The organism is Microbacterium sp. SW12, from assembly GCF_055391095.1.
This window is the reverse complement of sequence record NZ_AP024335.1, coordinates 1794781-1819745: the sequence shown is the minus strand read 5'-3', so window position 1 is coordinate 1819745 and position 24965 is coordinate 1794781. Positions and strand designations below refer to the sequence as shown.

The window sequence follows — 24965 nt, the reverse complement described above, 5'->3', positions numbered from 1 at the left end:
AATGCCCCCGGTTATCCGGGGGTTTCCGCGTTCCTGGCGATGGGCCGTTTCCAGGCCCTACGCGGCCTTTGGCAACAGATTGGCAACGTCCGATTGCATCGCGGCGCGATCGATCGCCGTGGCAACGCTGTCCAGTTCGTCATCGAACAGGTCGGCGTACACGTCACCGCGTCACCGCGGCCGAGGCGTGCCCGAGCATCCGCTGAACCGCCTTGACGTTCGCCCCGCGCTGAACGCCAGCGACGCGATTGTGTGGCGCAGCTCGTGCGGCGTGAGGGCCCTTGATCCCGACCGCGGCGGCGTCATCGAACCAGCCGACGCCGTCCAGGGCGAGCGCGTGAACGGTCGTGTGGTGGATCCCGAGCAGCGCTGCCGTCTCCTCCTCGGAGTAGAACAGCGGCCCCGGCCCGGTCTGCACGACGCCCTCAGATCCCTCGCTCATGCAGGCCTCTCTTCGCGTATCAGAGAGACACCCCGAGCAGGTAGCAGGTCGCCACCACCGTCGTGAGGGCCGCCTTCGCGCGGCGGTGCTTGGTCAGCAGCCAGTCCGGGAAGAAGGTCGCCTCGCGCAGCTTCGGGATCGCCACGTCGAGGGTCCCGACCCGGGTGTCAAGGTCCCGGTGGCGGTACCCGTTGCGCCGGTTGGTCCGCTCGGAGGTGCGGGCGCCGTATTCGGCGCCGCAGACACTGTCGGCCTGCGCCGAGAGCAGCGCGTTGACGAACGTCGCCAACAGCTCGCGCATCAAATATCCGGGCTGGCCTGGGCCAGCTGCTCGTCCAGGAACGTGGAAGGGTCGATAATGGGGTTCGCGGTCATCGCTGTGCACTTTCTTCGAGGCGGTCGTGAGAGATCACTCGAAGGATTACGCGGTGACCGTACCTACGTCTGCAGGACACGCTCCCCGGGATCGTCGTCCACCAACGTTATGGACTCAACTCCAACAATGAACAGGAACGAGGGGCAGATGGCGGAGCGACAGCCGGGCGCGGCCGTGTACGCAGACGACCTCACGGCGAAGGCACGAATCCGCAACGCCGCCCTCGAACTCTTCGCCGCGCAGGGCGTCGACGCCACCTCGCTGCGCGCCATCGCCGCCGCTGCAGGCGTGACCGTCGGCCTCATCGTTCACCACTACGGAACCAAGGAAGCGCTCCGGGAATCCGTCGAGCTCGGCATCGTCCAGCAGTTCGCCGAGACCATCGCGTCCGTGCCGCTCGCCAGCCGGCCGGCAGACGAGATCGCGGCCGCGCGCGACCACGCCGTCGCCGACATGCTGTCCGCGAACCAGGCGATCGTCGACTACCTGCGCCGAGCCATTCTCGATGGCCGCGCCGAGCGCGGCGACCTGGTCAGCCGGCTCAGCCAGCTCTCCGCCCAACAGGTCCACGACCTGCGACAGGCCGGCGTCGCCTCCACGAAACACGCCGTCGGCGAACAGGTCATCACGATCATGGTCCGACAACTCGGGCGACTGTTCCTCCAGCCGCTCGTCGACCGCATCGCCGAGGAGTTCGACGACGACATGGGCTCATCCAAGAAGCCACAGCTCGTCGTGGACGTCACCCCCTGACCCGAGCACCGGGGCTGACTTCCGGCGGTGCGTCCTTCCGCCCACAAAGGCGCATATCCGCGGCGCCTTTGTGGGCGCCGGTTTTCGTTATACGATTTTGTCATGGTGAGTGATGACCAAGTGACCGAGGAGCGGATTCGGAAGTGGGCAGACGAGGTCGAGGCCGGGAATGACGTCGCGGAACTGAAGCGCCGCGGGCGGGGCCGTCCGGGGCGCGGGGCCGAGCCCACGCAGGTCATCGCCGTGCGGCTCACGGCCGAGGAGATCGCGGCGCTCGACGCGTACGCCGCGCGGGAACACGTGACGCGCTCAGAGGCGATTCGTCGCGCTCTGGGCGGCCACGCCGCGTGAAGGTGTCCACCGCAGTGCGCTCAAGCACGGGGTGTACTGGATGAGGTCGCGGTTCAGGCTGCCGACCTGTCGCTGTGGATCGAGCCCCTAGAGGAAGAGGAATGGCCACACCGCGAGCTGCGGCTCGGGTTCGACACCAGGCACGACTGCTGGAGACTGTTGTGCGACCATGTTGATCATTTCGCGCGCCGGATCATCGTGGCGGGCGCGGGCCTCAAGGTCACCGACATCGACATTTCAACCGAGATGCTCCGAGTAGCGCGCAGCCACAACCTAGACCTCCCCTTCGCAGCGGCATCACTCACCCAGCTCCCGCTGGCCGACGGCGTGGCCGCACGGGTCTTCTGCTGGTGCGTGCTGCACTACGTCCCGGACGATGACTTCGCGATCGCCGTTCGAGAACTGGCCCGCGTCGCCGCTCCGGGCGGTTTCCTCATGCTCGGTGGCGGTCATGGTCACCGTCACGCGAAATTGGCGGAGACCCTCGATCCAAAGCCGCGTCACAGCGCCGCCTGTCCGCGCGGGACTTTCACGGACATGTTCGGTGAGCGCGGGGCGACATACGCGGCGGGTCTGCGTATGGCCTGCGGCCCAGTTGGCACCCGATGGAAGCGTTGACGCGTCCTGAGTCTCCCGGATGGCTGGTTGTTTACGCGACCTCCGGGTCGAGGGTCACGGTCTTCCGCCGCGCAGGGCCAGGGAGGGATAGGTGCCGTAGCCTACGCGTTGAACGGATCTGCGGGTCGTGAGCGTCGCCCGCTCAGGTGTAAGGCGAGACCAGGAACACCACTGCGATGGCGTGCAGAACAGCGTGTCAATCTGAGTTGACGGCACTCTGCTGGACCGCTCGGGAGCGCACCAAGGATTCGACGTGGAGTTCGAGTACGGGTCGGTGATGTTGGTTGGCGAGCGCCCCGTAGATCGTGACCAGTGATCGTCCGGGACCGGCGGGGTCGACGGACCGGATGACGATGGTGCACGTCAGCGTGTCTCCGGCGCGGACCGGGCGCAGGAAGCGCATGTTGTGGATCTCTTTGCCGGCAACGACGTCGTATCGCTGGTAGACGCCGGTGGTGGCGAGCCTCTGGAAGATCGACGCGGTATGCAGGCCGCTGGCGATGAGGCCTCCGAAGTCGCTGTGCTCGGCGAGATCGCGGTCGATGTGGAAGTACTGGGGGTCCCACGTCGTGGCGAAGTCGACGATCTCCTCCTCGGTCACCTCATAGGAGCCGCAGTCGATCTCCTCCCCGACGGGCATGTCCTCGGCGGGAAGTAGGGCGGGTCCGGTGCTCGATGTGTCGCGGAAGGTCATAGGGATCGGGCCACCAGTTCCTTCATGATCTCGTTGGTACCGCCGTAGATCTTCTGCACGCGGGCGGCGGCGTACATCCGGGCGATGGGGTACTCCATAATGTAACCGTAGCCGCCGAAGATCTGCAGGCAGCGGTCGACGACCTTGTTCTGGATGTCGGTGCACCAGAACTTCGCCAGGGAGGCGCCAGCTGCGTCGAGCTCGCCGGCGACGTGCCTGGTGATGCAGCTGTCGACGAGGGTTCGGGCGGCGAGTGCGTCGGCAGCGCACTCGGCCAGGACGAAGCGCGTGTTCTGGAAGGAGAGCAGGTCCTGCCCGAAGGCCTCCCGCTCCTTGGCGTAGGCGACTGCCTCACGGACGGCGGTGTCGGCGGCGGCGGCGGCGGTGACGGCGATGATGAGCCGCTCCTGGGGTAGCTGCTCCATCAGCTGCTGGAAGCCCCGGCCCTCGACGCCGCCGAGGAGGTTGGCGGCCGGCACTCGCATGTCGACGAACGACAGCTCCCGCGTGTCCTGCCCGTGCATCCCGATCTTCTCCAGGACCCTGCCCCGCTGGAAGCCGGGCAGGTCCCTCGTCTCGGCGACGATGAGCGACAGGCCCCGCCCCCCGGCTCGTCGCTCGTCCGTGTGACGATGACGAGCAGATCGGCGTGGGTGCCGTTGGAGATGAACGTCTTGGAGCCGTTGATGACGTAGTCGTCGCCATCGCGTATGCCGCGGGTGCGCACCCGCTGCAGGTCCGAGCCCGTGGTGGGCTCGGTCATGGAGATGGCGCCGACGAGGTCACCGGAGGCCATACCGGGCAGCCAGCGCCGCTTCTGCTCCTCGGTGCCGAATGCGGCGAGGTAGTGGGCGACGATCGTGCTGTGGACGCTGTTGGCCCAGGCGTCGTCGGCGACCCGGGCCTGTTCGGCGGCGATGACGGCCTCGTGCGCGAACGTGCCCCCTCCCCCGCCGTACTCCTCGGGGATGCTGATGCACAGCAGCCCGGCGGCTCCGGCGGCGCGCCAGAAGTCGCGGTCGACCATGTGCTGCTCGGCCCAGCGCGCCTGGTTGGGCACGACCTCCTTCTGCATGAAGGTCCGGGCCAGCTGCTGCAGGTCAGCAAGGTCCTCGGTCAGCCAAGGAGACCGGTAGTCGTCGAGAATCATCTGGGTCGTCCTATCTGCCGGTGAAGGCGGGGGTGCGTCGGTCGGTGAAGGCGGCGACGCCTTCCTGCGCATCGGACGTGCCAAGCGCGAGCAGGAAGTTGCGTCGTTCGTGGGCGAGGCCTTGGTGGAGCGGGAGGTCGTTGGCCCGGCGAGCCGAGTCGACGGCATACGCGACGGCTCGTGGGGCGTTTTCGGCAATCTGGCCGGCGAGCTCGAGAGCGCGGTGGAGGACCTGGTCGTCGTCGACGAGGTCCGCGACGAGTCCTGCGGCGTAGGCCCATTCCGCGTCGACCGGCGCCCCGGTGGCGAGCATGCGCATCGCCTTGGCCTTGCCCACGGCGTGGACCAGGCGCTGCGTGCCGCCCGCGCCGGGGATGACGCCAAGTTTGACCTCAGGTACGGCGAAGCGTGCCGATCGCCCGGCTACAGCGGTGTCGCAGGCGAGAACGAGCTCGCAGCCGCCGCCGAAGGCGAGCCCGCGGACTGCTGCGATCGTGGGGACCCTCAGGGTGGCCACGGTGTCGAAGAGCCGGTCGAAGGGTAGCGTGTCCAGCGGCGAGGCCCCGGTCATGCCGGGGATCTCGCTGATGTCGGCGCCGGCGCAGAAGGCCTTCGCCGACCCGGTGAGCACGACTGCGCGAACGGCCTCGTCTGCGGCGGCCTCTTCCAGGCGGGTGGCGAACTCGGCTACGAGCGCGCGGCTCAACGCGTTGAGGGCGGAGGGCCGGTCCAGCGTGAGCACCACGGTGGTGCCGTGGCGCTCGACGGTCACGAGCTGCTCAGGCATTGCCGTGGTCTCCTTCGTAGGTTCCTGCGTATGCGGCGCGGATCCGCTTCTTGTCGAACTTGCCGACACTCGTGCGGGGGATCTCCGAGACGATCTCGATCGCGTCAGGCAGCTGCCAGGAGGCGAAGGCGCTGGAGAGGTGGTCGCGCACCTGCTCGAGGGTGACCTCCTGACCCCGCCGGGGGACGATGAGGACGAAGGGTCGCTCCTGCCACTTCGGATGGGCCAACCCCACGACGGCGGCCTCGGCGATCGCCGGGTGGCTCAGCAGCAGGTTCTCCATGTCGATCGAGGAGATCCATTCCCCACCGCTCTTGATGACGTCCTTCACCCGGTCGGTCACCTTCAGGTAGCCGTCCGCGTCGATCGTCCCGACGTCGCCGCTGCGCCAGTAGCCGTCGTGGAACCGGTCGGCCCGGTCGTCCTCGGGCATGTTGTGGTACGTCTGGGTGATCCACGGGCCGCGCATGCAGATCTCGCCCGGCGTCACGCCGTCCCAGACCACGTCGTTGCCGATGCCGTCGACGAGCCGGATGTCGACGCCGGTGACGGGCAGGCCCTGCTTGCGCTTGAGTTCGAACAGCTCGTCCTCGCTGAGGCGCTCCCGAACGCTCGGCTTGTACCGGTTCATCGTCACGAGCGGTGTAGTCTCGGTCGCGCCGTAGGCGTGGACGATCTCGGCGCCCGTCAGGTCGTGGAAGCCGCGCATCATCGACAGCGGCGGCTCGGTCGCACCGGACATCATTCGCAGCCGGGACAGATCCGGCTTCTCCTCGAGCGTCTCGATGTAGTGCAGCATCGGCAGGAAGATCGCCGGCGCGCCGTTGGCGACGGTGACACCCTCGGCGATGATGGCGTCGGTCAGCGGCTTGGTGTCCTCGGCGGCGTAGCGGCCGGGCAGGACGATCTTGTTCGCCATCAGCGTTGCCGCCTGCGGCAGGCCCCACGCCTGGCCGTGGAACATCGGGGTGATGAGCATGGTGCAGTCGTCGAGGACCATGCCGATGTTCGTGGCGATGGCGTAGGAGTGCAGGTAGATCGCCCGGTGCGAGTAGTAGACGCCCTTGGGCCGGCCGGTGGTGCCGGTCGTGTAGCAGGCGCCGTACGCGGAGTGCTCGTCGACCTCCGGCCAGGCGATGTGCCCGCTCGCGGCGGCGACGAGGTCCTCGTAGTGGTGGACGTTGGGCAGGCTGGTCTCGATCTGCGAGAGCGGCTTGTCGCTCATGACGACCCAGGCGCGCACCCCGGGCAGCCGGGGGGCGACCGCCTCGGCGACCGGCAGCAGCGACTCGTCGACGCAGATGACGGAGGTGCCGCTGTCCTCGATGACGAACGAGAGGTCCTCCGGCGCCAGGCGCAGGTTGAGCTGGACCATGACCGCCGCGAGTCCGGGGATGGCCCAGTACAGCTCGTAGTGGCGGCGGCTGTTCCAGTCGAGGATGCCGACCCGGTCACCGGGCTGGACGCCGAGGCCGTGCAGGGCGTTGGCGCCGCGGACGACCCGCTCGTATGCCGCGGCATACGTGTAGCGGTCCCACTCCCCGTCGGGGCGGCGGTAGACGATCTCCCGCTCGGGGTGCGTGCGTGCCGCGTGGCGGATGAGGGTCGTGGTGTTGAGCTGGACGTCGTCCCCCATCGTGGAGGGGTAGCCGGTGACGATGGTGCGGCTCGGGGATGCTGTAATCATGGCGTTCTCCTTTAGCGTGCGGTCATGCGCAGGGCTCCGTCGAGGCGGATCACCTCGCCGTTGACCATCTGGTTTTCGATGATGTGGACGGCGAGGGCGGCATACTCCGTCGGGTCGCCGAGTCGTGCGGGGAAGGGCACCTGCTGGCCGAGGGAGTCGCGGGCGGCCTGGGGCAGCACGCCCATCATCGGGGTGAGGAACAGGCCTGGCGCGATGGTGGCCACGCGGATTCCGTAGCGGGCGAGCTCGCGCGCGATGGGCAGGGTCATCGCGACGACCCCGCCCTTGGACGCGGAGTAGGCTGCCTGACCGATCTGGCCGTCGAACGCGGCGACAGAGGCGGTGTTGACGATGACGCCACGTTCTCCGCTGGGGCCGGGGTCGGACTGGCTCATGGCAGCGGCGGCGAGACGGATGACGTTGAAGGTGCCGGCGAGGTTGACCTGGAGGACCTTCATGAAGAGGTCCAGCGCATGCGGGCCGGTCTTGCCGAGGACCTTCTCGGCCACACCGATGCCCGCACAGTTGACGACACCCGAGAGCGGTCCCGGCTGCTGGGTGGCGACGTCGACGGCGTGGGCCACCGCGTCGGGGTCGGTGACGTCGGTCTCGACGAAGACCGAGCCGGCGGGTGCGGTCCCGGCCAGGTCGGCGACGACAACGTGCGCGCCTCGCTCGAGCAAGGCGGTGGTGGTGGCACCGCCGAGCCCGGACGCGCCGCCGGTGACGAGGAAGGTGCGGTTGCTGATGTCCATGACGGTTCTCCTCAGGCGATGCGCTCGATGATGGTGGCGTTGGCCATGCCGCCGCCTTCGCAGATGGTGAGCAGCCCGTATCGGGCCTGCCTGCGCTCGAGCTCGTTGACGAGCTGCGTGAGCAGGCGTGCGCCGGTCGAGCCGAGCGGGTGGCCGATGGCGATGGAGCCGCCGTTGACGTTGAGCTGGTCCTCGGGGTACCCGAACTCCTCCCGCCACAGCAGCGGCACCGGCGAGAAGGCCTCGTTGACCTCGACGAGGTCGATGTCGCCGACGGCCAGGCCCGCCTGGTCCAGGGCCTTCTGGGTGGCTGGGATGATCGCGGTGAACTGGAGCACCGGGTCGTCCGCGGCCACGGCCATCGAGACGATCCGTGCGCGGGGGCGTAGGCCGGCTGCCTCGGCGGCGGCGCGCTCGGCCACGAGCAGGGCGGCGGCGCCATCGCTCATCTGCGAGGCGTTGCCGGCGGTGATGACTCCGTCCGGGGAGAACGCGGGCTGAAGGGCTGCGACCCGTGCAGGGTCGATGTCGGATCGGATGCCCTCGTCCCGGACCATGGGCGCGATCGTGCCGTCCTTGTGTGTGCCGTCGAGGGGCACGAGCGCCGACGCGAAGTGGCCGGCGTCGGTCGCCGCCGCAGCGCGCAGGTGGCTCTGCACGCTGAACGCGTCGAGCTGGTCGCGGGTGAAGCCCCATTTCTTGGCCACGAGCTCGACGGACGGGCCCTGTGCGGGCAGGTCGCCGCCGAACCGGGCGAGGGCCCGTTCGCCGTACCAGTCGCCTCGTCCGCCGCCGGGGACGAAGAGCGGGCCGAGGTCGACCCGGCTCATGGACTCGACGCCGGCGCCGATGGCGAAGTCGTACTCGCCGGACCTGATCGCCTGGGCCGCGAAGTGAACAGCCTGCTGCCCGGAGCCGCACTGCCGGTCGATGGTCGTGCCGGGCAGTCCGATGGGCAGGCCCGCGCCGAGCAGGGCGTTGCGGGCGACGTTGCCGGTCTGCTCGCCGCGCTGGATGGCGCAGCCGACGATAACGTCCGAGAGACGATCCGGGTCCACGCCCGTGCGCACGGTGAGTTGGGCGAGCGTGTGCGCGAGCAGGTCGACGGGATGCCAGGTGCGCAGCTGGCCGCCGCGCTTGCCGACGGGTGTGCGGACGGCGTCGACGATGACGGCTTCACGGGTCATGGTTGAGCTCCTTGGTAGCGGGTGCGGAAGGTGGTCAGGGCGTGGTGGAACTCGGGCGTGGAGGCGTCGGCGACCTGCGCGGCAGCCTCGCGGTGCCGGGCGTCGGCGAAGGTGTCGTCCCACGTCGTGTCGAGCAGGTGCTTGGTGCGGGCCTGGGCGGAACGGGAGAAGGCGGCGAGAGCCGACCGGCCGGGGCGAGGTTGCACCCGGCGCCGACGGCGGAGCCGCGGACCTTCGCGATGACCGGCTGGGGCAGGTCGCGCAGCGCCGGGATGATGGTGTTGAACTCGGCCATCGCGTCGCCGAGCCGGTCGGCGTCGAGGTCGATCGGGTCGGCGCCTGCGCAGAAGCTGCCACCGGCCGCTGTGAGCACGACGACGCGCGGGGCATCGTCTTCGGCGACGTCCGCCAGCGCGGCCAGCAGATCGTGCGCCGAGCCAGTGCTCAGTGCGTTGCGGCGTTCGGGGCGGGTGAGTTCGATCCTGGCGACCGGCCCATCGACGGTCAGCCGCAGGGTCTGCCACGTGTGCCGCCCGGGCGGGTGGGCGAGGGAGCGTTCGCAGGCGCGTGGTCTGGATGGCTCAGCCATGGAGCTTCTTCCGGATGCGGTGCTTGAGAATCTTGCCCGACGGGTTGCGGGGGAGCTCGTCATCGCGCAGGTCAGCAAGCGTGAGCTCGGCTCCGTCCCGTGGCGTGACGGCGACGACCTTCTCGCCGTACTCGTCGTCCGGGCGCCCGACGATGGCGATGTCCCCCACGGCCGGGTGGCCGGCCAGGGCGCTCTCGACCTCGGCGGAGTACACGTTGCGGCCCCAGTGATGATCATGTCCTTGAGCCGGTCGACCAGGGTGATGTACCCGTCCTCGTCCACGCTGGTCGAGTGGCAGAGCGGCGCGGCGTGCAGCATCCGCTTCCCCTCGTGCAGATAGAGACCGAGCGCCGTGTTGATCCCCACCCACACGATGCGGTGCTGGTCGAAGAGCGCGCCCTTGGGCCGGCCGGTCGTGCCCGAGGTGTGGATGATGAGCGCGTCGTCGTCCTCGGCGACCTCGACATCGAGCGGGTTCCCGGACTGCGTGGACGACGCTGTGAGCACGTCGTCGAAATCGTCCGCCTCCCCCAGCGCGAGGGCAGGTATGCCGCCCGGCCCCTCCTGCTGTGCCTGCCATCCGCGGACGTTCGAGACGAGCTCGGGTCCGAACAGGAGCAGCCTCGCTCCGGAGTCCGTGACGAAGTGGTCGACTTCGGGTGGCGCGGAGCGCGGATTGACGGGCACGACGATGGCCCTGAGCCGGAGCCCGGCGAAGAGCGCGACGACGAAGGCATCGCTGTTCCGCGAGAGCAGCGGGACCCTGTCGCCCTTGCTCAGGCCGTGCCCAGCCAGCTCGCGCGCTAGCTGGTTCACGCGTCGGTCGAGCGCGGCATGGGTCAGCGATGTGGAGCCGAACTGGACCGCGATCCGTTCAGGAACGCGAGTGGCCGTTCGGGAGAGGACTCGGGCGAGGCTGCGGATGGCGGGCTCCTGGCGGGTGAGGGATCAGTCGTCGGACCCGGTGTGGGACCGGGCAGGCGTCGAGTGCGCGGCGACGGGATGCACATCGTGGACCGCGACGATGGGGATGTCGAGCGAGCGGCCCAGCGACTCCCAGTGCGCGCTGGACTCCGTCGCGAAGCGGGCTGCCAGCTCTTCACGGGTACGGCCGACGGCACCGGCCAGGCGCTCGGCGAAGTGGGGTTCGATCGCGCCGACGGCCACGTGCCCGTCCATGGTCGCGTAGATGCCGTATGCCGGCAGCCCCCCGCCGAGGACGTCACCCGGGCCGGTGAGTCGGTGGCGGACTGCGGCCCCCGCATGGAAGGCGACGTCATCGAGCACGACCCGCTCGTGCACGGCCGCGCCGATGTCGCTCCGTCGGCCAAGGCCGGCAAGTGTCGCAGTCACGGCTCGCTCCGCTCCCAGCACGTCGACCAACGGCACCAGCGGCATCGACGGAGGGAGCAGGGTGCCGTGGGCCGCCTGGTAGGTCAGGTCGTGGCCGGGCTCGTCCGCGCGGTCACCGTCGTACCCGACGATCTCCACGTGCACCAGGGCGTGCCGCTCCACGCTGGCGCCCAAGTCCAGGCGATCAGACGCAGAAGGCCGCATCGCGGTCAGCAGTACGTGGGCGGTACCCAACAGCCCCTCCAGGTCCGAGCGGCCAGCAACGTCCTTGAGATCGAGGGCGATGACCTCCTGGCCAGCCACGAGCTCGTCGTACCAGCCCGGCGCCACCAGCTGGAGCGGGTCGCCCGCGGGCGGCTCGACCTTGGTCACCGACGCACCCATCGAGGCGAGGCGGGCGGCCGCCAAGGGACCTGGAAGGTTCACCGCGAGCGAGAGGACCCTGACGCCGGCAAGCGACCCTGCATCTGGACTCACCGACACGCTATTGCTCCTTCGCAACCCCGGCTATCTATACAGTTGTATAGCAACTGGTACGGTTGTGCAATAGCTAGGATCGAGCGGATCGACACCAAAGCACTGCGCGCCGCCGTCGCGCGGGAGCGGACCGCCTCACCCGAGGGCGGGAAGCGAACCGGCTGCACGTCGTCGCCGCCGACGTACGCGACGCACGCGAGCAGTTCACGGCCGCGCTCGAGCGCGGCCGTGCCGATCGCGGACTGACCGAGGCGACCGAGCGGGCGCAACTCGCCGTGGCGGGAATCGTCGCGGGCGAGCCAGTACGAGAAGTGAACGCCGAGCGCGTCCGGCTCACAGAGCGAATCGAGGACGCGGAGAAGCGGGAGGCGTGGTGGTCAAAGGCCGCCGGCCGGCTCGACCACCACGCGGACGAGCACCGCGCCGCCGACGGCGAGCCGCACACGAAGCTCCCCGCTGCACGGGAGCACGCCGAAACGGTGCGTGCCGAGACGGTGGCCCCGTTGGTCGAGCACGCCTTCGAGGACGCGGGGGCGCTCATGGCCGCGCTGGACCGAGCGAGCGAAGCCGATGATCCGCCAGCCGACTCCGCCGCCGCAGCGCCGCACGCACCCAGCAGGCCGCAGGACAGGAATCCTGCTAAGCGGCGGCCGATGTGCGCGAGCGTTGGGGATCGACGCCCGCCACCCCGCCGCGCGTCCCGAGCTGGGCGCAGGAGGACTATGCGCAGCGCGCCGAGCAGGATCGGCAGGTTCTCGCCCAGATCGAGGCCCTACCGCCCGCGCAGGCAGCAGCTCTGATCTGCGAGCGCGCCGAAGCCGAACGCCTCGCGGCGGCGGCGCTGGCAGAGCGCGCAGCACGGCTGGCAATGCCGGAACGCGACACTCACAGTCCGACTCGCGGCGGGCCGGAGCGGGGCCGCGGGATCAGCCTGTAGCGGGTTTAGGGAACCCGCTCGGCAAGGGCGTCGTCTCCGCGGCGATGATGCAGAACGGCCACGACTTGCACGAACCGTTCTTCCTCGAACAGGCGATACCAGACGAGGTAGCGGAACGTCTCGGTGCTGACGTGGCGCAGCCCGAACCGGCTGGCGGGCGGCTGGTGCGCGTGTTCCGCTATCCAGTCCATGACCGCCTCGATCGCGTCGAGACAGCGTTCCGTCTCGTGGGGAGCCTGCTCGTCGTAGTACGCCTCGATGTCAGTGAGGTCACGCTGAGCATTGGCGAGGAGTCGAACGGTGTAACTCACGTAGTCCGACGCGCGCGACGGCGCGCCTTCAACTCGTCGAGCGTGATGTAGTCGTCGGGGTTTGCGTCAGCCTCGGCGACGCGCTGCTCCAAGATCGCCCACTGACCGGAGGGCACGTCATCGCCGAGCTTGGCCTGGATCACGTCACGAAGCTCTACCAGCTCGGATGGGCTGAGCCGTTCGACCTGTTCCATGAGCGCCGTGTTCACCATCCTCCTATGATACCGGGTAGGCCCGACGTCAGACAGGATAGAGCCGCATGGAGTGCTGACGACCCCCGCGTCACGAACTGCGATCGATAGGATTCGGGCATGGTGGTGGACTAAGAGGTCGCGCCGGTAGGTGACGGCGTGGCGTTGAGGTGACGCGGGCACGAGACCTGTTGGTCACGGTTGTGTGAAGAACTCGCTGGTTTCCAGGACGCCTCGTGCCCGCCGTTTCATCATCGATCATTGAACCGATCGGGCACCAGTTCGAAGCACTCATCCCGCCGGTCTTGGATGAGCATCCGCTGGGCTGTCACCGGCCTCGCGTGCCGGACCGGGTCGTGTTCGACAAGCTCGTGCAGGTGCTCGTGCTCGGCGCCGCGTACGTCAAGGCCGTGGACGGGTGCATCGTCAAGGCTCCGTGCGGTGGCGAGGCCGCGGGCCGTTCACCGGTGGATCGCGGCAAACAGGGCACGAAACGCTCGGTCCTCGTCGACGGGAACGGAATCCCGATCGGCTGCGTGGTCGCTGGCGCGAACTGTCATGACTCACCACTGCTGGCGCCGACGCTGGAGAAGCTCGACCGGTTCGAGTTCGACCTCCCCGAACGGATCACCGTGCACCTGGATGCCGGCTACGACTCCAGCAAAACCCGCGACCTGCTCGATGTCCTCGGCTGCGACTATGTCATCAGCAAGAAGGGCGAGCCGCTCCAGGCCGGGAACCCGATGGGTCGTAGAGAGAACGAACTGCTGGCATACACGCGGGTTCCGGAAACTCCAGATCTGCACCGAGGTCCGAGCCCGCGTGATCGACGCGTTCATCGCCCTCGCCACCACGATCATCACCACAAGACGCCTCATCCGAGAAGCCTGGACCCGCTACCGCTGGGACAACCGACCCACCCAAAAACCATGACCTACCGGCGCGACCTCTAAGCCGACGACGGCATGATCTGGGAGAAGAAGCTCGTGGGTCGTCCCAAGGGCACCGACTACTCGCAATCGCGTATGGGCGCTCCCGGAGACAAGAGTCCTCTTCTACGATCGGAAGGGGACTCCAGCCTCGACACGCAAGCGATCATTCGTGACCTTGATGACGAGGACGGCGAAGACGGCGAAGACGGCGAAGGGGGCGACTCGATCAACCCCGTCGTTGCGCTGGGATTGATCGCCGCGGGTGTGGTCGGAACCCTCGCCTACCAGCGATTCGTCAAGCCGAAGGTCGACGAGTACAGGGGAATGCGGTGCGCTCATCGCAGAGGAGATCGGCGGGACCGTCTCCGAGCCCGACATCGGGCGGCTCCCGACCAGGTGGATCTTGACGGAGGGGCGGAGACGGCGGGCTAGGCCGCTGGATCGCCCGGCCGATGCGTCCAAGGATGCTGCGGGGCTGTCCCGGTGCTCCAGTGTTGAGCGCGATGCGGCGGTGGACCTGCTGTTCCTGCTGCGTCCTCTTGCAGTCGCCGGTATGCGGGCACGGTCCGCGGGCCGAGGTAGCCGCGCCGTGCGTAGGCCGCGCCAAACGCCGCTTCGTAGTCTGCCAGCCACCGCGCGGCCTCGGCCGTGGTGAGCTGCAGGTTGTGCTCGCGGCGCAACGTTTCGGCTGCCGTGGGCTCCAGTGCCCAGGCGCCGACCTGGGTGCGGCGGTTGTCGTAGAGGCGGCGGTGCCGAGCGTAGATCTGGATGCGGGCGACGGCGAGTGAACCGGTTCTTGGCAATGGCTCCCTCATCTGCGAGCGACGCGGTGCGAGCTACCGCATTCGCACTCGACGCCGCTCGTTGACGCGCTACCTGGGGGTCTGTCCCGAGCGCTGCGTGCTGGCGACCGCCCCGAGCTCACTCCTGCGCGGAGGGGCGCGCCGCCGGCGTACCAGCACCACCACACCCCAGACGACGCCGCCGATCACCGCGAGCACCGCAATCCAGGGGATGAGGAACCCGAGCGCCACGACGATGCCGTTGAGCGTTGCGACCAGGCCGTTCCAGCCGGCCACGAGGCCGTCCCAGAAGCCGGCGGGGTTTGCGTCGGCCGCCTCGTGGCGGACAGTGAATGAGACGCTCAGCGACGACATCGCGACCTGGTCTTCGAGGCTTTCCAGCTGCTGCTGGTAGGACTCGAGCGTTGCCTGTCGCTCGGCAAGCGCGGACTCCGCAGCGATGAGGTCCGAAACCGATCCTGCCTGCGCCATGAGCTCGAGCAGGCGGTCGACGGATGCCTGCGCGGCATCCGCCCGTGCCTGCAAGTCAACCACTTGGTCGGTGACATCGAACCGGTCAATGGAGGATGCCGTGACCTCGCCGACCTGCTCCAGGTCGCCCATCGCGTCGGCGAGGTCATCGGCGGGAACCCGCACGATGATCCACCCGTTCGTCACGGCGACGCCCGGGTCGGCCAGATCGACGGGCGCTCCCGTGTAATCGGACCCGATACTCATCGACTCGACGTACCCGCCGCGCCTATCGGCTGCGGTCGCGATCTGGTCAGCAGCGGCACGAACGTCGTCGACCACAACGGTGGCTGATGAGGAGGCGATGATCGAACGACCGGATTCGCCGATGGCCGAATCCATCGCCTTCCCACCGACGGAACTGTCGACGACCGCTCCGTCCGTGAGTGCGATCTCACCTCCCGACATGCCGCCGTCCACGGACATGTCTGCGGACACGGTGCCCGCTGCTGCGCCCTCATTCGTGCTCAGCCCGCTGAGAACGGTCGGCGCGATGATGGCGGCGACGGCCACCACGGCAGCTGCAGCCGCACCCGCCATCCACACTCGGCCCTGAGCCACAGAGCGTCGAACGGATGCCGCGCGCTCGCTTTCGATAGCGGTGAAGACGCGGTCTTCCAGGATTGCGATGCGGTCGTCATTCATGAGAGGAAGCTGGTCTGCGGCGGGACGCTGGGGGTTCTCGGTGTTCATGTGCTCTCCTGGGCGACGGTCCGCAGACGCCTGCGGACGCGGGAGAGACGGTTGCGGACAGCGCCGTGCGGGATTCCGAGATGCTCAGCTGCGGCGCTGTAGGCGTAGCCTTCGGCCGCGCACAGGCGCAGGATCTCACGGTCGGTGTCAGAGAGGGTCGCGATCTCGGCGGCGATCAGGCGAAGGTATTCCTCGTCGATCATCTGCTGCTCGACATCCACCGTCGCCGGGAGGGCCTCATCTGCCACCGCGCCGGCGTGCTCACGATCCCTCCACTGTGCGCGCATCCGGTTCGCCGACTGGAAGCGGCAGATCGTTGCCAGCCACGGCAGCAGCGAGTCTGACGCCAGGTCGAGCTCCGGGAGCTTGCGCCAGGCGACGACGAAGGTTTCCTGCACGACGTCCTCGGCGTCTGAGGGATCGCCCAGGAGCCGGTGCGCGATCCAGTACACCGGCCGAACGTAGGCGCGATACAACAGTCGGAAGGCTTGCTCGCTGCCGCCTGCGGCTCGGGCGACGAGTTCGGCATCGCCCGTGGTCACTGAATCGGTCATCGGTTCCCCTGTATCGCACCGCGAGTCGGCGCGCCTCATTGTCTCTCACCCCGTCAGTGTCGGCATCCGGCGATTCGTCTCACGGCGTCGACATCGAGAAACCACAGGAGCGGTGCTCGGTCCTCGGGCTCATCGTCGCAGCGTTGGTGTTCGCCCCGTCGCCCGTCGAGGGGTTCGGCACGAGCAGATCGGGCTTCTGCCGTGGCGTCGCCGATGCCCGCTAGCCGTTGTGCTGGTGCTGCTGGCGGGTTTCGGCGCTGCGGCGCTGGCCGGAAACGCTCTCGCCGGGAATCGCGATCGCGGTGGCTGCCGCGGCGTTTCATATCGCGGTGCGCGGCAGCAGACGTCGGGGGTTCACTGACGGGGCATGCGTGACGGTGCCTATCGTCCTGCTGGCCCTGCTCGGATCGGTGGGAAGCATCGTCGACCCCCGGTTCACGTCGGCGACGCCCAGCTCGTGATCCTCGCCTATGAGTCGGCGCTCGTGACGTCCGGCGGGTAGTCTGGGGGAGCGAGAGGGAGTATCCCGTTCTTGCGCGTTCGTCATCACGGGCCGACGGCCCCGGGCGCGCACCGTCACCTGGCGGGGGAGAGACTTTCGATCCCTGCACCTGCCCGCCTGCCGTGAAAGGCCCTCGTGGATCTCACCCTCCCGCTCTGGTTCGAGATCGGATCGCTCGTCGTTCTGACGCTGATCCTGCTCGCCGACCTCCTCATCATCCTCAAGCGCCCCCACATTCCCTCGACGCGTGAATCGACGCTCTGGGTGGTCTTCTACGTGACCCTCGCTCTGATCTTCGCTGGGGGGATGTGGCTGATAGCCGGTGGCGAGTACGCCGGTCAGTTCGTTGCTGGTTGGCTCACCGAATACAGCCTGTCGATCGACAACCTGTTCGTCTTCGTGCTCATCATGGGCCAGTTCGCGGTGCCGCGCCGCTACCAGCAGGAAGTGCTGATGGTGGGCATCATCATCGCCCTCATCCTGCGGGGACTGTTCATCCTCGCCGGCGCCGCCATCATCGAGAATTTCAGCTGGGTCTTCTACATCTTCGGCGCGTTCCTGGTCTGGACCGCGTATCGACAGGCATTCCCCGGCGCCGACCACGACGAAGACGTGAAGAAGGAGAACTTCGTCGTGCGTTTGGTGCGGCGCACCGTCGACATCAGCGACCATTATGACGGCGCGAAGATCCGCACGACGGTCGACGGGAAGCGGATGTTCACACCGATGATCATCGTGTTCGTCGCGATCGGCGTGACCGACCTCATCTTCGCGATCGACTCGATCCCCGCGATCTTCGGCATCACCCAGAGTGCCTTCATCGTGTTCACCGCGAACATCTTCGCCCTCATGGGCCTGCGCCAGCTCTACTTCTTGCTCGGCGATCTGCTCGACCGCCTCCGTTATCTGCATTACGGCATCGCCTTCATCCTCGCCTTCATCGGGGTGAAGCTGTTCCTCCACGCCATGCACGTCAACGAGCTGCCATTCATCAATGGGGGAGAGCCGATCGACTGGGCCCCCGAGATCTCGACGCTCATGTCACTCGGCGTGATCGTGATTTCGATGGTTGTGGCCACCGCGGCAAGCCTCCTGGCGTCTTCGCGCGAGCGTCGAGCTGAGGCTCAGGCACACGCTGCCGGCGCGGCGGATGCGGCATCCGCCGTCGCGCACGAGAAGGGCACACCTTCGACGGTCGACCCGTCCGCGCCAGCCGATCGCCCCAACGAGCGTCCCTGATACCGGTGGTATTCTGAGCGAATGCGGATCGCTCGCCTCCTTCTTAGCGGCCGCGACGGGTCCTAGTTCTCAGGCCATCCCCGTCGCGGAGTTTCGTCGCGGGCTTGAACCACACCTCCTGGAACGAAAGAGCTCATGAGCGAATCCACCGTCGATGTCGGCATTCCCGATCACCCCCGCACCCTGGCCGAAAAGGTCTGGGACGACCACCTGGTCGTGAAGGGCGAGAACGGTCAGCCCGACCTCATCTACATCGACCTGCACCTGGTGCACGAGGTCACGAGTCCGCAGGCCTTCGACGGGCTTCGCGCCGAGGGTCGCCCGGTGCGACGCCTCGACCTGACGATCGCCACCGAAGACCACAACACCCCGACGCTCGATATCGACAAGCCGATCGCGGATCTCACCAGTCGGACCCAGATCGAGACGCTGCGCCGCAACGCCGAGGAGTTCGGCGTTCGCCTGCACTCGCTTGGCGACAAAGAGCAGGGCATCGTCCATGTTGTCGGCCCTCAGCTCGGCCTGACGATGCCCGGCATCACCGTCGTCTGCGGCGACTCGCACACCTCGACCCATGGCGCGTTCGGCGCGATGGCGTTCGGCATCGGCACGAGCGAGGTCGAGCACGTTCTCGCTACCCAGACGCTGCCTCTGAAGCCCTTCAAGACGATGGCGATCACCGTCGAGGGGGAGCTCAAGCCCGGTGTGACGGCCAAGGACATCATCCTGGCGGTCATCGCGAAGATCGGCACCAACGGGGGCCAGGGGTACGTCCTCGAGTACCGCGGCTCTGCGATTCGGTCCCTCTCCATGGAGGGACGGATGACGATCTGCAACATGTCGATCGAGGCCGGTGCCCGCGCGGGCATGGTCGCCCCGGATGAGACCACCTTCGCCTACCTCGAGGGGCGTCCCCACGCGCCGAAGGGCCAGGACTGGGAGGATGCCGTCGCGTACTGGCGAACGCTGCCCAGCGACGAGGGCGCCGTCTACGACGCCGAGGTCTTCATCGACGCTAACGAGCTCGAGCCCTTCGTCACCTGGGGGACCAACCCCGGTCAGGGCGTGTCGCTCAGTGACCGCGTACCCTCGCCCGAGTCGTTCACCGACCCCAACGAGCGTGCCGCGGCCGAGCGTGCCATCGAATACATGGACCTGGTCCCCGGGACGCCTCTGAAGGAGGTCCCGGTGGATGCCGTGTTCATGGGTTCGTGCACCAACAGCCGCATCGAAGACCTTCGCGCCTTCGCATCGATCATCCAGGGGCGCACAAAGGCCGAGAATGTCAGGGTCATGGTCGTTCCGGGATCGGCTCGGGTACGACTCGAGGCCGAGGCTGAGGGTCTCGACAAGGTCTTCACCGACTTCGGCGCCGAGTGGCGCTTCGCGGGGTGCTCGATGTGCCTGGGCATGAACCCCGACCAGCTGGCGCCCGGTGAGCGGTGCGCGTCGACCTCCAACCGAAACTTCGAGGGTCGCCAGGGCAAGGGTGGGCGCACTCACCTGGTCTCGCCCCTCGTTGCCGCAGCCACCGCTGTACGGGGGACGCTGTCGAGCCCGAGCGATCTCGAGCCGCTTGCGGTCAGCGAAACGGTTACTGCCAGCGGAGCGGAGGCCTGACATGGACAAGTTCACAACTCACACCGGTGTCGTTGCGCCCCTGAAGCGCTCGGCAGTCGACACCGACCAGATCATCCCCGCCGTCTACCTGAAGCGCGTCACGAAGACCGGCTTCGAGGACGCGTTGTTCGCAAACTGGCGTCAGGATCCCGAATTCATCCTGAACCAGCCGACCTTCGCGAACGCTTCGATCCTTGTCGCCGGTCCCGACTTCGGTACCGGATCCAGTCGTGAGCACGCGGTCTGGGCGCTCCGCGACTTCGGTTTCCGGGTTGTCCTCAGTCCCAAATTCGCCGACATCTTCCGCGGCAATTCGGGCAAGCAGGGCCTGCTCACCGGTGTCATCAGCGAGAGCGACCTCGAGGCGATCTGGGCCGCGATCGACGCCGAGCCCGGTGTCCAGATGACGGTGGACCTCGAGGCGCGCAGCGCGACGATCGGCGACCTTCAGGTCGCTTTCGAGATCGACGATTACACTAGATGGCGGCTCCTGGAGGGGCTCGACGACATCGGGCTCACACTGCGAAACGAAGAAGCGATCACCCAGTTCGAGTCGCGCCGCGCATCCTGGCGGCCGCGAACCCTCCCCGTTCCGTAGCCGACTACCGAGGCATCAGCAGACCCGATCGGTCCAGCGATGCCGAGATACAAGTGAGGTTCACCCCGGATGAAGACGCTTCTGAGCGACGACGCCGCGCAGGCGGCAGCTACCGAACCGACCGGCGAGGTGCTGCTGGTGCGCGGCGGACGTCCGCTCCGGGGACGGGTCACCGTCACTGGCGCGAAGAATCTCGCGACCAAGGCGATGGTGGCATCGCTGCTCGGCGACTCTCCCAGCACCCTGCGCGATGTGCCGCAGATCAGCGATGTCCGGGTCGTCCGTTCGCTGCTCGAAGTTCACGGGGTCAAGGTCAGCGACGGAGCAGAACCGGGCTCGCTCGTGCTCGATCCGACGGATGCCGTGTCGGCCCACATGGAAGAGATCGACGCCCACGCCGGTGCTTCCCGCATTCCGATCCTCTTCTGCGGTCCGCTCCTGCACCTGCTCGGTGAAGCGTTCATCCCCGACCTCGGCGGGTGCCGAATCGGCGACCGCCCGATCAACTTCCACCTGGATGCACTTCGTCAGTTCGGAGCGGTCGTCGAGAAGCTGCCGACCGGCATCCGGCTCTCGGCGCCCGAGGGGCTCCACGGCGCGAACATCGAACTGCCCTACCCGAGCGTCGGAGCCACCGAGCAGGTGCTGCTGACCGCCGTGCGTGCCGCCGGTGTGACCGAGCTTCGGGGCGCGGCTATCGAGCCCGAGATCATGGATCTGATCGCTGTGCTGCAGAAGATGGGCGCGATCATCTCTTACGAGCCCAACCGCGTCATCCTCATCGAGGGCGTCGACGAGCTCACAGGGTACGACCACCGCTGCATCTTCGACCGCAACGAAGCCGCGTCGTGGGCGTCCGCCGCACTGGCGACCGATGGTGACATCTTCGTCGAGGGCGCGAAGCAGCAGGAGATGCTCACCTTCTTGAACATCTACCGCAAGGCCGGTGGCTGGTTCGACGTGCGCGAGGACGGCATCCAGTTCCGCCGCGGCGGACCCCTCAAGCCGGTCATCGTCGAGACCGACGTGCACCCCGGGTTCATGACCGATTGGCAGCAGCCGCTCATCGTCGCGCTCACGCAGGCCGAAGGCGAGTCAGTCGTGCACGAGACGGTTTACGAGAACCGGTTCGGTTTCACTGACGCCCTGAACAAGATGGGAGCCAGCATCGCCGTGCACCGCGATGGCCTGGACGCGCCGTACCGTCGCGTTCCGCGGCGCGCTCTCGAGCAGGCAGCCGTCGTGACCGGTCCTACGCCGCTGCACGGGGCTGACGTCGTCGTGCCCGACCTGCGCGGCGGGTACAGCCACCTCATTGCGGCGCTCACCGCCGACGGGGAATCCACCGTCCGTGGCGTCGGGATTCTGAGCCGCGGCTACGAGAAGCTCTTCACGAAGCTTTCGGCGCTCGGCGCAGATTTCGATATCGTCGGCTGACATGGGCGACCCCAAACCGCGAGCCTCCTCGGAGAAGACGCGGCCCAGCCTCTTCTGGCCGTTGGCAGCCATTGTCGTGCCGCTGCTGGGAGTCCTGGCGCGTGTCGACATCACGGATGGCCACAAGCTGCCCCGCGAAGGAGCATTCGTGCTCGCGCCCAACCACATGAGCGAGTTCGATCCGATCATCGTTGCGCGCGCCGTGTGGGGGATGGGACGGGCGCCTCGCTTCATGGCCAAGGAGAGCCTGTTCCGGGTCCCTGTCCTGGGCGCGATCCTTCGTGCCACAGGCATGATCCCGGTAGCGCGCGCATCGCCTGCCGGCTCTGCCAAGCAGACCATGGCGCAGGCGGAGCATTTGGTGGAGGCAGGTCGCGGCGTGATCGTCTACCCCGAGGGCAGCCTCACGCGCGACCCGGACCTGTGGCCCATGCGGGGAAAGACCGGAGCCGTGCGCCTGGCGCTCGAGGGCGGCATCCCGCTGGTCCCTGTGGCGCACTGGGGTGTGCAGCGCATCCTGCCGCGCTACGGCAAGCTCAGCCTGTGGCCGCTGCGCAAGCGTGTACGCGTGCTGGTGGGCGACCCGCTGGATCTCTCGGCTTTCGCGGGGCGGACGCGCGAGGCATCCGCCCTTGTCGCGGCCACCGATCTGCTGATGGCCGAGATCGCACGTCTCGAGGGCGTGCTGCGCGGCGAGACCCCTCCAGCGGAACGCTGGGATCCGGCATCCCACGGGCAGAAGGAGACCGGGCGTCTTGAGTCGTAAAGAGGATGCCGCCCGTCCCCGGGTGACCGTGGTCGGTGCCGGCAGTTGGGGCACGACCTTCGGCAAGGTGCTCGCCGACGGTGGTGCCCGTGTGACGATGTGGGCTCGGCGCCCCGAGCTTGCCGCTGAAATCACCGAAGCCAAGCGCAACAGCCACTACCTGCCGGGCATAAACCTTCCTCGGCACATGACCGCGACCTCCCGTCTGGAGGAGGCTCTGGCGGGGGCCGAGCAGATCTACCTGTCAGTGCCGAGCCAGGCCCTTCGGCAGAACCTGAAGACGATCCGTCCGCTCATCGCCGATGCCGGTGTTCCGGTCGTGTCGCTGATGAAGGGCGTCGAGCGCAAGACCGGTCTGCGGATGAGTCAGGTGATCGAGCAGGAGCTGCGGTGCGATCCTGACCTCATCGCTGTCGCATCCGGGCCTAACCTGGCCCTGGAGATCGCGAAAGAACAGCCGACCGCGGCGGTCATCGCATCCAGCAGCCAGGAGACAGCGGATGCCGTCGCCCGGCGAGCCCGCAACTCGTATTTCCGGACGTTCGTGAACACTGACGTCGTCGGTACAGAATTCGGCGGCGTGCTCAAGAACCTGATCGCCGTCGCGATCGGCATCGTCGACGGCGTCGGTTACGGCGAGAACACGAAGGCGTCGATCATCACGCGCGGCCTTGTCGAAATGACAGACTTCGCTGTCGCACAGGGCGCCCACCCCGCTACCCTGCAGGGACTCGCGGGGCTCGGTGACCTGATCGCGACGTGCCAGTCACCGCTCAGCCGAAACAACACAGCCGGCCGTCTTCTCGGCCAGGGCTACAGCTTCCAGGATGTGGTGAAGCAGATGGAGCAGACCGCCGAAGGTCTTGCGTCTGTTGCCCCCGTCTTGGCGCTTGCCGCCGAGGCCGGCATCGACATGCCGATCGTTGAGCAGGTGAAGATGGTTCTGGACGGCACGATGAATCCCCGCGATATCGCGCCGCACCTCACAACGGATGACGACGAACCCCAGGGCGAGAGGACGCAGAATGGCACAGGCGACGGTGGCGGTGCTGTTTGGCGGTCGCTCCAGCGAGCACTCGATCAGCTCCGTCACGGCGGGAGGGGTGCTGCGGGCACTCGACCGTGAGCGTTTCCGGGTCATTCCGGTCGGCATCACCCGCGACGGCATCTTCGTCCTCGAAGAGGACGACCCCGACAAGTTCGCGCTCGACGCTGCGCACCTTCCCGAGGTGAGCGACAACGGCACGCGCGTGCTCTGGCCCGAAGGCGGTGCCGACCGCGTGCTCCGCGTACGCCACGCTGACGGGAGCGTCGACACGCTCGGTTCACTCGACGTTGTGCTGCCGATCCTCCACGGAGTCCACGGCGAGGACGGCACCGTTCAAGGTTTTCTCGACACCCTCGGCATCCCGTACGCGGGAGGCGGTGTGTTGGATTCGGCGCTGTGCATGGACAAGCACTTCATGAAGATCGTGCTGCAGGCATCCGGGGTGACCGTCGCGCCCTGGGTGACGATCACACGCGATTCTTGGGCGGCGGATCCGGATGCTGCGCGAGCGGCTGCGCGCGCTCTCGGCGTTCCGAACTTCGTCAAGCCCTCTCGGGCCGGATCCAGCGTCGGTGTCTCGAAGGTGCACGATTGGGATGAGTTCGACGCCGCTGTCGAGCTCGCGCTCGCCGAAGATGACAAAGCGCTCGTGGAGACCGCCATCGTCGGGCGCGAGATCGAGGTCGCCGTGCTTGAGTCGCCGGGGGCGGCACCTGCACGTGCATCGTTGCCGGGCGAGATCGTGCTGACAACGCGCGAGTTCTATGACTTCGAAGGCAAGTACCTCGGCGGCGACGGTGCCGAGGTCGTGTGCCCCGCCGCGCTTACAGAAGACGAGGTTGCGGCGCTGCAGGCGGCGGCAGTCCGTGCCTTCGAAGCCGTTGGCGGGCGAGGACTCGCGCGCGTGGACTTCTTCCTCACTCCCGCGGGGATCTACGTCAACGAGCTGAACACGATGCCCGGCTTCACGCCGATCTCGATGTTCCCGAAGTGTTGGATCGCCTCGGGGATGACCTACACCGAGTTGATCAGCGACCTTCTGGACACCGCCCTCGCGCGCACCTGACCGCCACGCATCGAAGCCGGCGCGGAGTCAGCCCTCGGCGGATGAGGAGCCGCTGACCTGGTCAGTGCACTGCAGACCGTTCACGGGGAGCGTGTCGACGATGATGTTCCCGAGTGTGTCGAGGACCTCGGCGCTCGAGACCGTGTCGCTGTCGAGGTAGACCTGCACCGCGGGATCGGTGCCGAACGAGGTGATCCGGTAGTAGGGCGCGTCGGTGTCGTCGACGATCCAGTCGACACCGCTGAGGGTTGAGCACGGAAGGGTCGTCGGACCGGGAACATCAACGCCGCAGGCGACGATGATGTTGCTGCCGCCGCCCTGCTCTCCCCACGCGCCAGTCGCCTGGGCATCCGTCCAGCGACGCTCGAAACCGTCGAGGGTCTGCGGGAACCGTACCGTCACCTCAGCACAGCGCGGGTTGTTCGCGTCGGGCGCCGGTTGCAGCGAGACCGTCGTGCTGCACGCCGCGAGGGCGACCATGCTCGTCGCGCACATCACCATCACGGCGATGGTGCGACGGGCAAGAGGCATTGGTCCAA

General features: G+C 67.7%; 30 protein-coding genes and 4 pseudogenes. 14 read left to right on the top strand and 20 right to left on the bottom strand.

The genetic code is table 11. The annotated features are described in order from the left end of the window. Positions 1 to 57: 57 nt before the first annotated feature. Positions 58 to 276, bottom strand: a pseudogene (locus MICSW_RS09180) (tyrosine-type recombinase/integrase); the annotation flags it as partial. 191 nt (positions 277 to 467) lie between these two features. Further along, a pseudogene (locus MICSW_RS09175) lies at positions 468 to 817 on the bottom strand (transposase); the annotation flags it as partial. A gap of 127 nt (positions 818 to 944) precedes the next feature. On the opposite strand from MICSW_RS09175, the gene MICSW_RS09170 reads away from it, so the two are divergent. From MICSW_RS09170 to MICSW_RS09160, 3 genes are all read left to right on the top strand, one after another. Further along, a complete protein-coding gene (locus MICSW_RS09170; RefSeq protein WP_292726065.1) occupies positions 945 to 1571 on the top strand; it encodes a TetR/AcrR family transcriptional regulator in 627 nt (208 codons plus the stop codon). A 102-nt stretch (positions 1572 to 1673) separates the two neighbouring features. Next, positions 1674 to 1922 (top strand): ribbon-helix-helix protein, CopG family, encoded by a 249-nt coding sequence (locus tag MICSW_RS09165; protein ID WP_292726067.1) that lies wholly within the window; start codon positions 1674 to 1676, stop codon positions 1920 to 1922. A gap of 246 nt (positions 1923 to 2168) precedes the next feature. Beyond that, on the top strand, positions 2169 to 2540 hold the full coding sequence (locus tag MICSW_RS09160) for a class I SAM-dependent methyltransferase (RefSeq protein ID WP_464498307.1): 372 nt from the start codon (positions 2169 to 2171) through the stop codon (positions 2538 to 2540). 196 nt (positions 2541 to 2736) lie between these two features. Here the strand turns inward: MICSW_RS09160 and MICSW_RS09155 are convergent, their stop codons facing one another. From MICSW_RS09155 to MICSW_RS09100, 12 genes and pseudogenes are all read right to left on the bottom strand, one after another. Continuing rightward, positions 2737 to 3234, bottom strand: coding sequence for a MaoC/PaaZ C-terminal domain-containing protein (locus MICSW_RS09155; protein WP_292726071.1), 498 nt, complete (start codon positions 3232 to 3234; stop codon positions 2737 to 2739). Then, on the bottom strand, positions 3231 to 3659 hold the full coding sequence (locus tag MICSW_RS09150) for an acyl-CoA dehydrogenase family protein (protein WP_464495345.1): 429 nt from the start codon (positions 3657 to 3659) through the stop codon (positions 3231 to 3233). Before MICSW_RS09150 ends, MICSW_RS09155 begins: the two co-directional genes overlap by 4 nt. Further along, a complete protein-coding gene (locus MICSW_RS09145) occupies positions 3659 to 4384 on the bottom strand; it encodes an acyl-CoA dehydrogenase family protein (RefSeq protein ID WP_464495343.1) in 726 nt (241 codons plus the stop codon). The genes MICSW_RS09150 and MICSW_RS09145 overlap by 1 nt, the downstream gene beginning before the upstream one ends. Positions 4385 to 4394: 10 nt before the next feature. Beyond that, a complete protein-coding gene (locus tag MICSW_RS09140) occupies positions 4395 to 5171 on the bottom strand; it encodes an enoyl-CoA hydratase/isomerase family protein (RefSeq protein WP_292726075.1) in 777 nt (258 codons plus the stop codon). Then, positions 5164 to 6858, bottom strand: coding sequence for a long-chain-fatty-acid--CoA ligase (locus tag MICSW_RS09135; RefSeq protein WP_292726077.1), 1695 nt, complete (start codon positions 6856 to 6858; stop codon positions 5164 to 5166). Before MICSW_RS09135 ends, MICSW_RS09140 begins: the two co-directional genes overlap by 8 nt. A gap of 11 nt (positions 6859 to 6869) precedes the next feature. Then, complete coding sequence (locus MICSW_RS09130; protein ID WP_292726079.1) at positions 6870 to 7613, bottom strand: SDR family NAD(P)-dependent oxidoreductase; 744 nt, start codon at positions 7611 to 7613, stop codon at positions 6870 to 6872. Between the two features lie 11 nt (positions 7614 to 7624). Then, a complete protein-coding gene (locus MICSW_RS09125) occupies positions 7625 to 8800 on the bottom strand; it encodes a thiolase family protein (RefSeq protein WP_292726081.1) in 1176 nt (391 codons plus the stop codon). A gap of 34 nt (positions 8801 to 8834) precedes the next feature. After that, positions 8835 to 9389 carry an enoyl-CoA hydratase/isomerase family protein gene (locus MICSW_RS09120; protein WP_292726083.1) on the bottom strand — a complete coding sequence of 185 codons (555 nt, stop codon included), beginning with the start codon at positions 9387 to 9389 and terminating at the stop codon, positions 8835 to 8837. Then, positions 9382 to 9603 carry an AMP-binding enzyme gene (locus MICSW_RS09115; RefSeq protein ID WP_292726085.1) on the bottom strand — a complete coding sequence of 74 codons (222 nt, stop codon included), beginning with the start codon at positions 9601 to 9603 and terminating at the stop codon, positions 9382 to 9384. The genes MICSW_RS09120 and MICSW_RS09115 overlap by 8 nt, the downstream gene beginning before the upstream one ends. 107 nt (positions 9604 to 9710) lie before the next feature. After that, positions 9711 to 10232 (bottom strand): annotated as a pseudogene (locus MICSW_RS09110) (AMP-binding protein); the annotation flags it as partial. A 105-nt stretch (positions 10233 to 10337) separates the two neighbouring features. Further along, positions 10338 to 11225: a CoA transferase gene (locus MICSW_RS09105; RefSeq protein ID WP_292726088.1), complete on the bottom strand. Its 888-nt coding sequence runs from the start codon at positions 11223 to 11225 to the stop codon at positions 10338 to 10340. 371 nt (positions 11226 to 11596) lie between these two features. Continuing rightward, positions 11597 to 11827, bottom strand: coding sequence for a hypothetical protein (locus tag MICSW_RS09100; RefSeq protein ID WP_292726090.1), 231 nt, complete (start codon positions 11825 to 11827; stop codon positions 11597 to 11599). Positions 11828 to 11874: 47 nt separating this feature from the next. Between MICSW_RS09100 and MICSW_RS09095 the strand changes: the two genes are divergently transcribed. Next, on the top strand, positions 11875 to 12156 hold the full coding sequence (locus tag MICSW_RS09095; RefSeq protein ID WP_292726092.1) for a hypothetical protein: 282 nt from the start codon (positions 11875 to 11877) through the stop codon (positions 12154 to 12156). 5 nt (positions 12157 to 12161) lie between these two features. On the opposite strand, the gene MICSW_RS09090 is transcribed toward MICSW_RS09095, so the two are convergent. Both MICSW_RS09090 and MICSW_RS09085 read right to left on the bottom strand, forming a co-directional pair. After that, entirely contained in the window at positions 12162 to 12467 is a 306-nt protein-coding gene (locus MICSW_RS09090; protein ID WP_292726094.1) for a type II toxin-antitoxin system RelE/ParE family toxin, read from the bottom strand. Next, complete coding sequence (locus MICSW_RS09085; protein WP_292726096.1) at positions 12464 to 12679, bottom strand: hypothetical protein; 216 nt, start codon at positions 12677 to 12679, stop codon at positions 12464 to 12466. The genes MICSW_RS09090 and MICSW_RS09085 overlap by 4 nt, the downstream gene beginning before the upstream one ends. 215 nt (positions 12680 to 12894) lie before the next feature. Here MICSW_RS09085 and MICSW_RS09080 point away from each other — a divergent pair. Both MICSW_RS09080 and MICSW_RS09075 read left to right on the top strand, forming a co-directional pair. Next, positions 12895 to 13591 (top strand): annotated as a pseudogene (locus MICSW_RS09080) (transposase). 32 nt (positions 13592 to 13623) lie between these two features. After that, positions 13624 to 14022 carry a hypothetical protein gene (locus MICSW_RS09075; RefSeq protein WP_292726098.1) on the top strand — a complete coding sequence of 133 codons (399 nt, stop codon included), beginning with the start codon at positions 13624 to 13626 and terminating at the stop codon, positions 14020 to 14022. Here MICSW_RS09075 and MICSW_RS09070 read toward each other — a convergent pair. The 3 genes from MICSW_RS09070 to MICSW_RS09060 all read right to left on the bottom strand — a co-directional run bounded on the left by MICSW_RS09070 (position 14019) and on the right by MICSW_RS09060 (position 16150). Next, positions 14019 to 14393 (bottom strand): hypothetical protein, encoded by a 375-nt coding sequence (locus MICSW_RS09070; RefSeq protein ID WP_292726100.1) that lies wholly within the window; start codon positions 14391 to 14393, stop codon positions 14019 to 14021. The genes MICSW_RS09075 and MICSW_RS09070 overlap by 4 nt on opposite strands. Positions 14394 to 14462: 69 nt before the next feature. Beyond that, the gene (locus MICSW_RS09065) at positions 14463 to 15596 is read right to left on the bottom strand and encodes a DUF4349 domain-containing protein (protein ID WP_292726102.1); all 1134 of its coding nucleotides are present in this window, start codon (positions 15594 to 15596) and stop codon (positions 14463 to 14465) included. After that, positions 15593 to 16150, bottom strand: a complete 558-nt coding sequence (locus MICSW_RS09060; RefSeq protein ID WP_292726104.1) for an RNA polymerase sigma factor — start codon at positions 16148 to 16150, stop codon at positions 15593 to 15595. The genes MICSW_RS09065 and MICSW_RS09060 overlap by 4 nt, the downstream gene beginning before the upstream one ends. A 38-nt stretch (positions 16151 to 16188) precedes the next feature. Here MICSW_RS09060 and MICSW_RS09055 point away from each other — a divergent pair, with 38 nt between their 5' ends. The 8 genes from MICSW_RS09055 to MICSW_RS09020 all read left to right on the top strand — a co-directional run bounded on the left by MICSW_RS09055 (position 16189) and on the right by MICSW_RS09020 (position 24426). After that, positions 16189 to 16374: a hypothetical protein gene (locus MICSW_RS09055; protein WP_464495320.1), complete on the top strand. Its 186-nt coding sequence runs from the start codon at positions 16189 to 16191 to the stop codon at positions 16372 to 16374. A gap of 413 nt (positions 16375 to 16787) precedes the next feature. Next, positions 16788 to 17891 carry a TerC family protein gene (locus MICSW_RS09050; protein ID WP_292726106.1) on the top strand — a complete coding sequence of 368 codons (1104 nt, stop codon included), beginning with the start codon at positions 16788 to 16790 and terminating at the stop codon, positions 17889 to 17891. 135 nt (positions 17892 to 18026) lie between these two features. Next, positions 18027 to 19511 (top strand): 3-isopropylmalate dehydratase large subunit, encoded by a 1485-nt coding sequence (gene leuC / locus MICSW_RS09045; RefSeq protein WP_292726108.1) that lies wholly within the window; start codon positions 18027 to 18029, stop codon positions 19509 to 19511. 1 nt (position 19512) lies between these two features. Further along, the gene (gene leuD, locus MICSW_RS09040; RefSeq protein WP_292726110.1) at positions 19513 to 20109 is read left to right on the top strand and encodes a 3-isopropylmalate dehydratase small subunit; all 597 of its coding nucleotides are present in this window, start codon (positions 19513 to 19515) and stop codon (positions 20107 to 20109) included. A gap of 69 nt (positions 20110 to 20178) precedes the next feature. Next, complete coding sequence (gene murA / locus MICSW_RS09035) at positions 20179 to 21546, top strand: UDP-N-acetylglucosamine 1-carboxyvinyltransferase (RefSeq protein ID WP_228178116.1); 1368 nt, start codon at positions 20179 to 20181, stop codon at positions 21544 to 21546. Position 21547: 1 nt separating this feature from the next. After that, positions 21548 to 22312, top strand: a complete 765-nt coding sequence (locus tag MICSW_RS09030) for a lysophospholipid acyltransferase family protein (protein ID WP_464495308.1) — start codon at positions 21548 to 21550, stop codon at positions 22310 to 22312. Beyond that, complete coding sequence (locus tag MICSW_RS09025; protein WP_228178118.1) at positions 22302 to 23438, top strand: NAD(P)H-dependent glycerol-3-phosphate dehydrogenase; 1137 nt, start codon at positions 22302 to 22304, stop codon at positions 23436 to 23438. The genes MICSW_RS09030 and MICSW_RS09025 overlap by 11 nt, the downstream gene beginning before the upstream one ends. Next, positions 23338 to 24426 carry a D-alanine--D-alanine ligase family protein gene (locus MICSW_RS09020; RefSeq protein WP_464495305.1) on the top strand — a complete coding sequence of 363 codons (1089 nt, stop codon included), beginning with the start codon at positions 23338 to 23340 and terminating at the stop codon, positions 24424 to 24426. The genes MICSW_RS09025 and MICSW_RS09020 overlap by 101 nt, the downstream gene beginning before the upstream one ends. Before the next feature lie 27 nt (positions 24427 to 24453). On the opposite strand, the gene MICSW_RS09015 is transcribed toward MICSW_RS09020, so the two are convergent. Continuing rightward, the gene (locus MICSW_RS09015; protein ID WP_228178120.1) at positions 24454 to 24957 is read right to left on the bottom strand and encodes a DUF3515 family protein; all 504 of its coding nucleotides are present in this window, start codon (positions 24955 to 24957) and stop codon (positions 24454 to 24456) included. Positions 24958 to 24965 lie beyond the last annotated feature (8 nt).

Excerpts from the sequence above, each read along its gene's own strand:
- MICSW_RS09170 (WP_292726065.1), top strand. The coding sequence starts at position 945 with ATGAACAGGAACGAGGGGCAGATGGCGGAGCGACAGCCGGGCGCGGCC.
- MICSW_RS09165 (WP_292726067.1), top strand. The coding sequence starts at position 1,674 with ATGGTGAGTGATGACCAAGTGACCGAGGAGCGGATTCGGAAGTGGGCA.
- MICSW_RS09160 (WP_464498307.1), top strand. The coding sequence starts at position 2,169 with ATGCTCCGAGTAGCGCGCAGCCACAACCTAGACCTCCCCTTCGCAGCG.
- MICSW_RS09155 (WP_292726071.1), bottom strand. The coding sequence starts at position 3,234 with ATGACCTTCCGCGACACATCGAGCACCGGACCCGCCCTACTTCCCGCC.
- MICSW_RS09150 (WP_464495345.1), bottom strand. The coding sequence starts at position 3,659 with ATGGAGCAGCTACCCCAGGAGCGGCTCATCATCGCCGTCACCGCCGCC.
- MICSW_RS09145 (WP_464495343.1), bottom strand. The coding sequence starts at position 4,384 with ATGATTCTCGACGACTACCGGTCTCCTTGGCTGACCGAGGACCTTGCT.
- MICSW_RS09140 (WP_292726075.1), bottom strand. The coding sequence starts at position 5,171 with ATGCCTGAGCAGCTCGTGACCGTCGAGCGCCACGGCACCACCGTGGTG.
- MICSW_RS09135 (WP_292726077.1), bottom strand. The coding sequence starts at position 6,858 with ATGATTACAGCATCCCCGAGCCGCACCATCGTCACCGGCTACCCCTCC.
- MICSW_RS09130 (WP_292726079.1), bottom strand. The coding sequence starts at position 7,613 with ATGGACATCAGCAACCGCACCTTCCTCGTCACCGGCGGCGCGTCCGGG.
- MICSW_RS09125 (WP_292726081.1), bottom strand. The coding sequence starts at position 8,800 with ATGACCCGTGAAGCCGTCATCGTCGACGCCGTCCGCACACCCGTCGGC.
- MICSW_RS09120 (WP_292726083.1), bottom strand. The coding sequence starts at position 9,389 with ATGGCTGAGCCATCCAGACCACGCGCCTGCGAACGCTCCCTCGCCCAC.
- MICSW_RS09085 (WP_292726096.1), bottom strand. The coding sequence starts at position 12,679 with ATGGTGAACACGGCGCTCATGGAACAGGTCGAACGGCTCAGCCCATCC.
- MICSW_RS09075 (WP_292726098.1), top strand. The coding sequence starts at position 13,624 with ATGATCTGGGAGAAGAAGCTCGTGGGTCGTCCCAAGGGCACCGACTAC.
- MICSW_RS09065 (WP_292726102.1), bottom strand. The coding sequence starts at position 15,596 with ATGAACACCGAGAACCCCCAGCGTCCCGCCGCAGACCAGCTTCCTCTC.
- MICSW_RS09060 (WP_292726104.1), bottom strand. The coding sequence starts at position 16,150 with ATGACCGATTCAGTGACCACGGGCGATGCCGAACTCGTCGCCCGAGCC.
- leuC (WP_292726108.1), top strand. The coding sequence starts at position 18,027 with ATGAGCGAATCCACCGTCGATGTCGGCATTCCCGATCACCCCCGCACC.
- leuD (WP_292726110.1), top strand. The coding sequence starts at position 19,513 with ATGGACAAGTTCACAACTCACACCGGTGTCGTTGCGCCCCTGAAGCGC.
- murA (WP_228178116.1), top strand. The coding sequence starts at position 20,179 with ATGAAGACGCTTCTGAGCGACGACGCCGCGCAGGCGGCAGCTACCGAA.
- MICSW_RS09030 (WP_464495308.1), top strand. The coding sequence starts at position 21,548 with ATGGGCGACCCCAAACCGCGAGCCTCCTCGGAGAAGACGCGGCCCAGC.
- MICSW_RS09020 (WP_464495305.1), top strand. The coding sequence starts at position 23,338 with ATGGCACAGGCGACGGTGGCGGTGCTGTTTGGCGGTCGCTCCAGCGAG.
- MICSW_RS09015 (WP_228178120.1), bottom strand. The coding sequence starts at position 24,957 with ATGCCTCTTGCCCGTCGCACCATCGCCGTGATGGTGATGTGCGCGACG.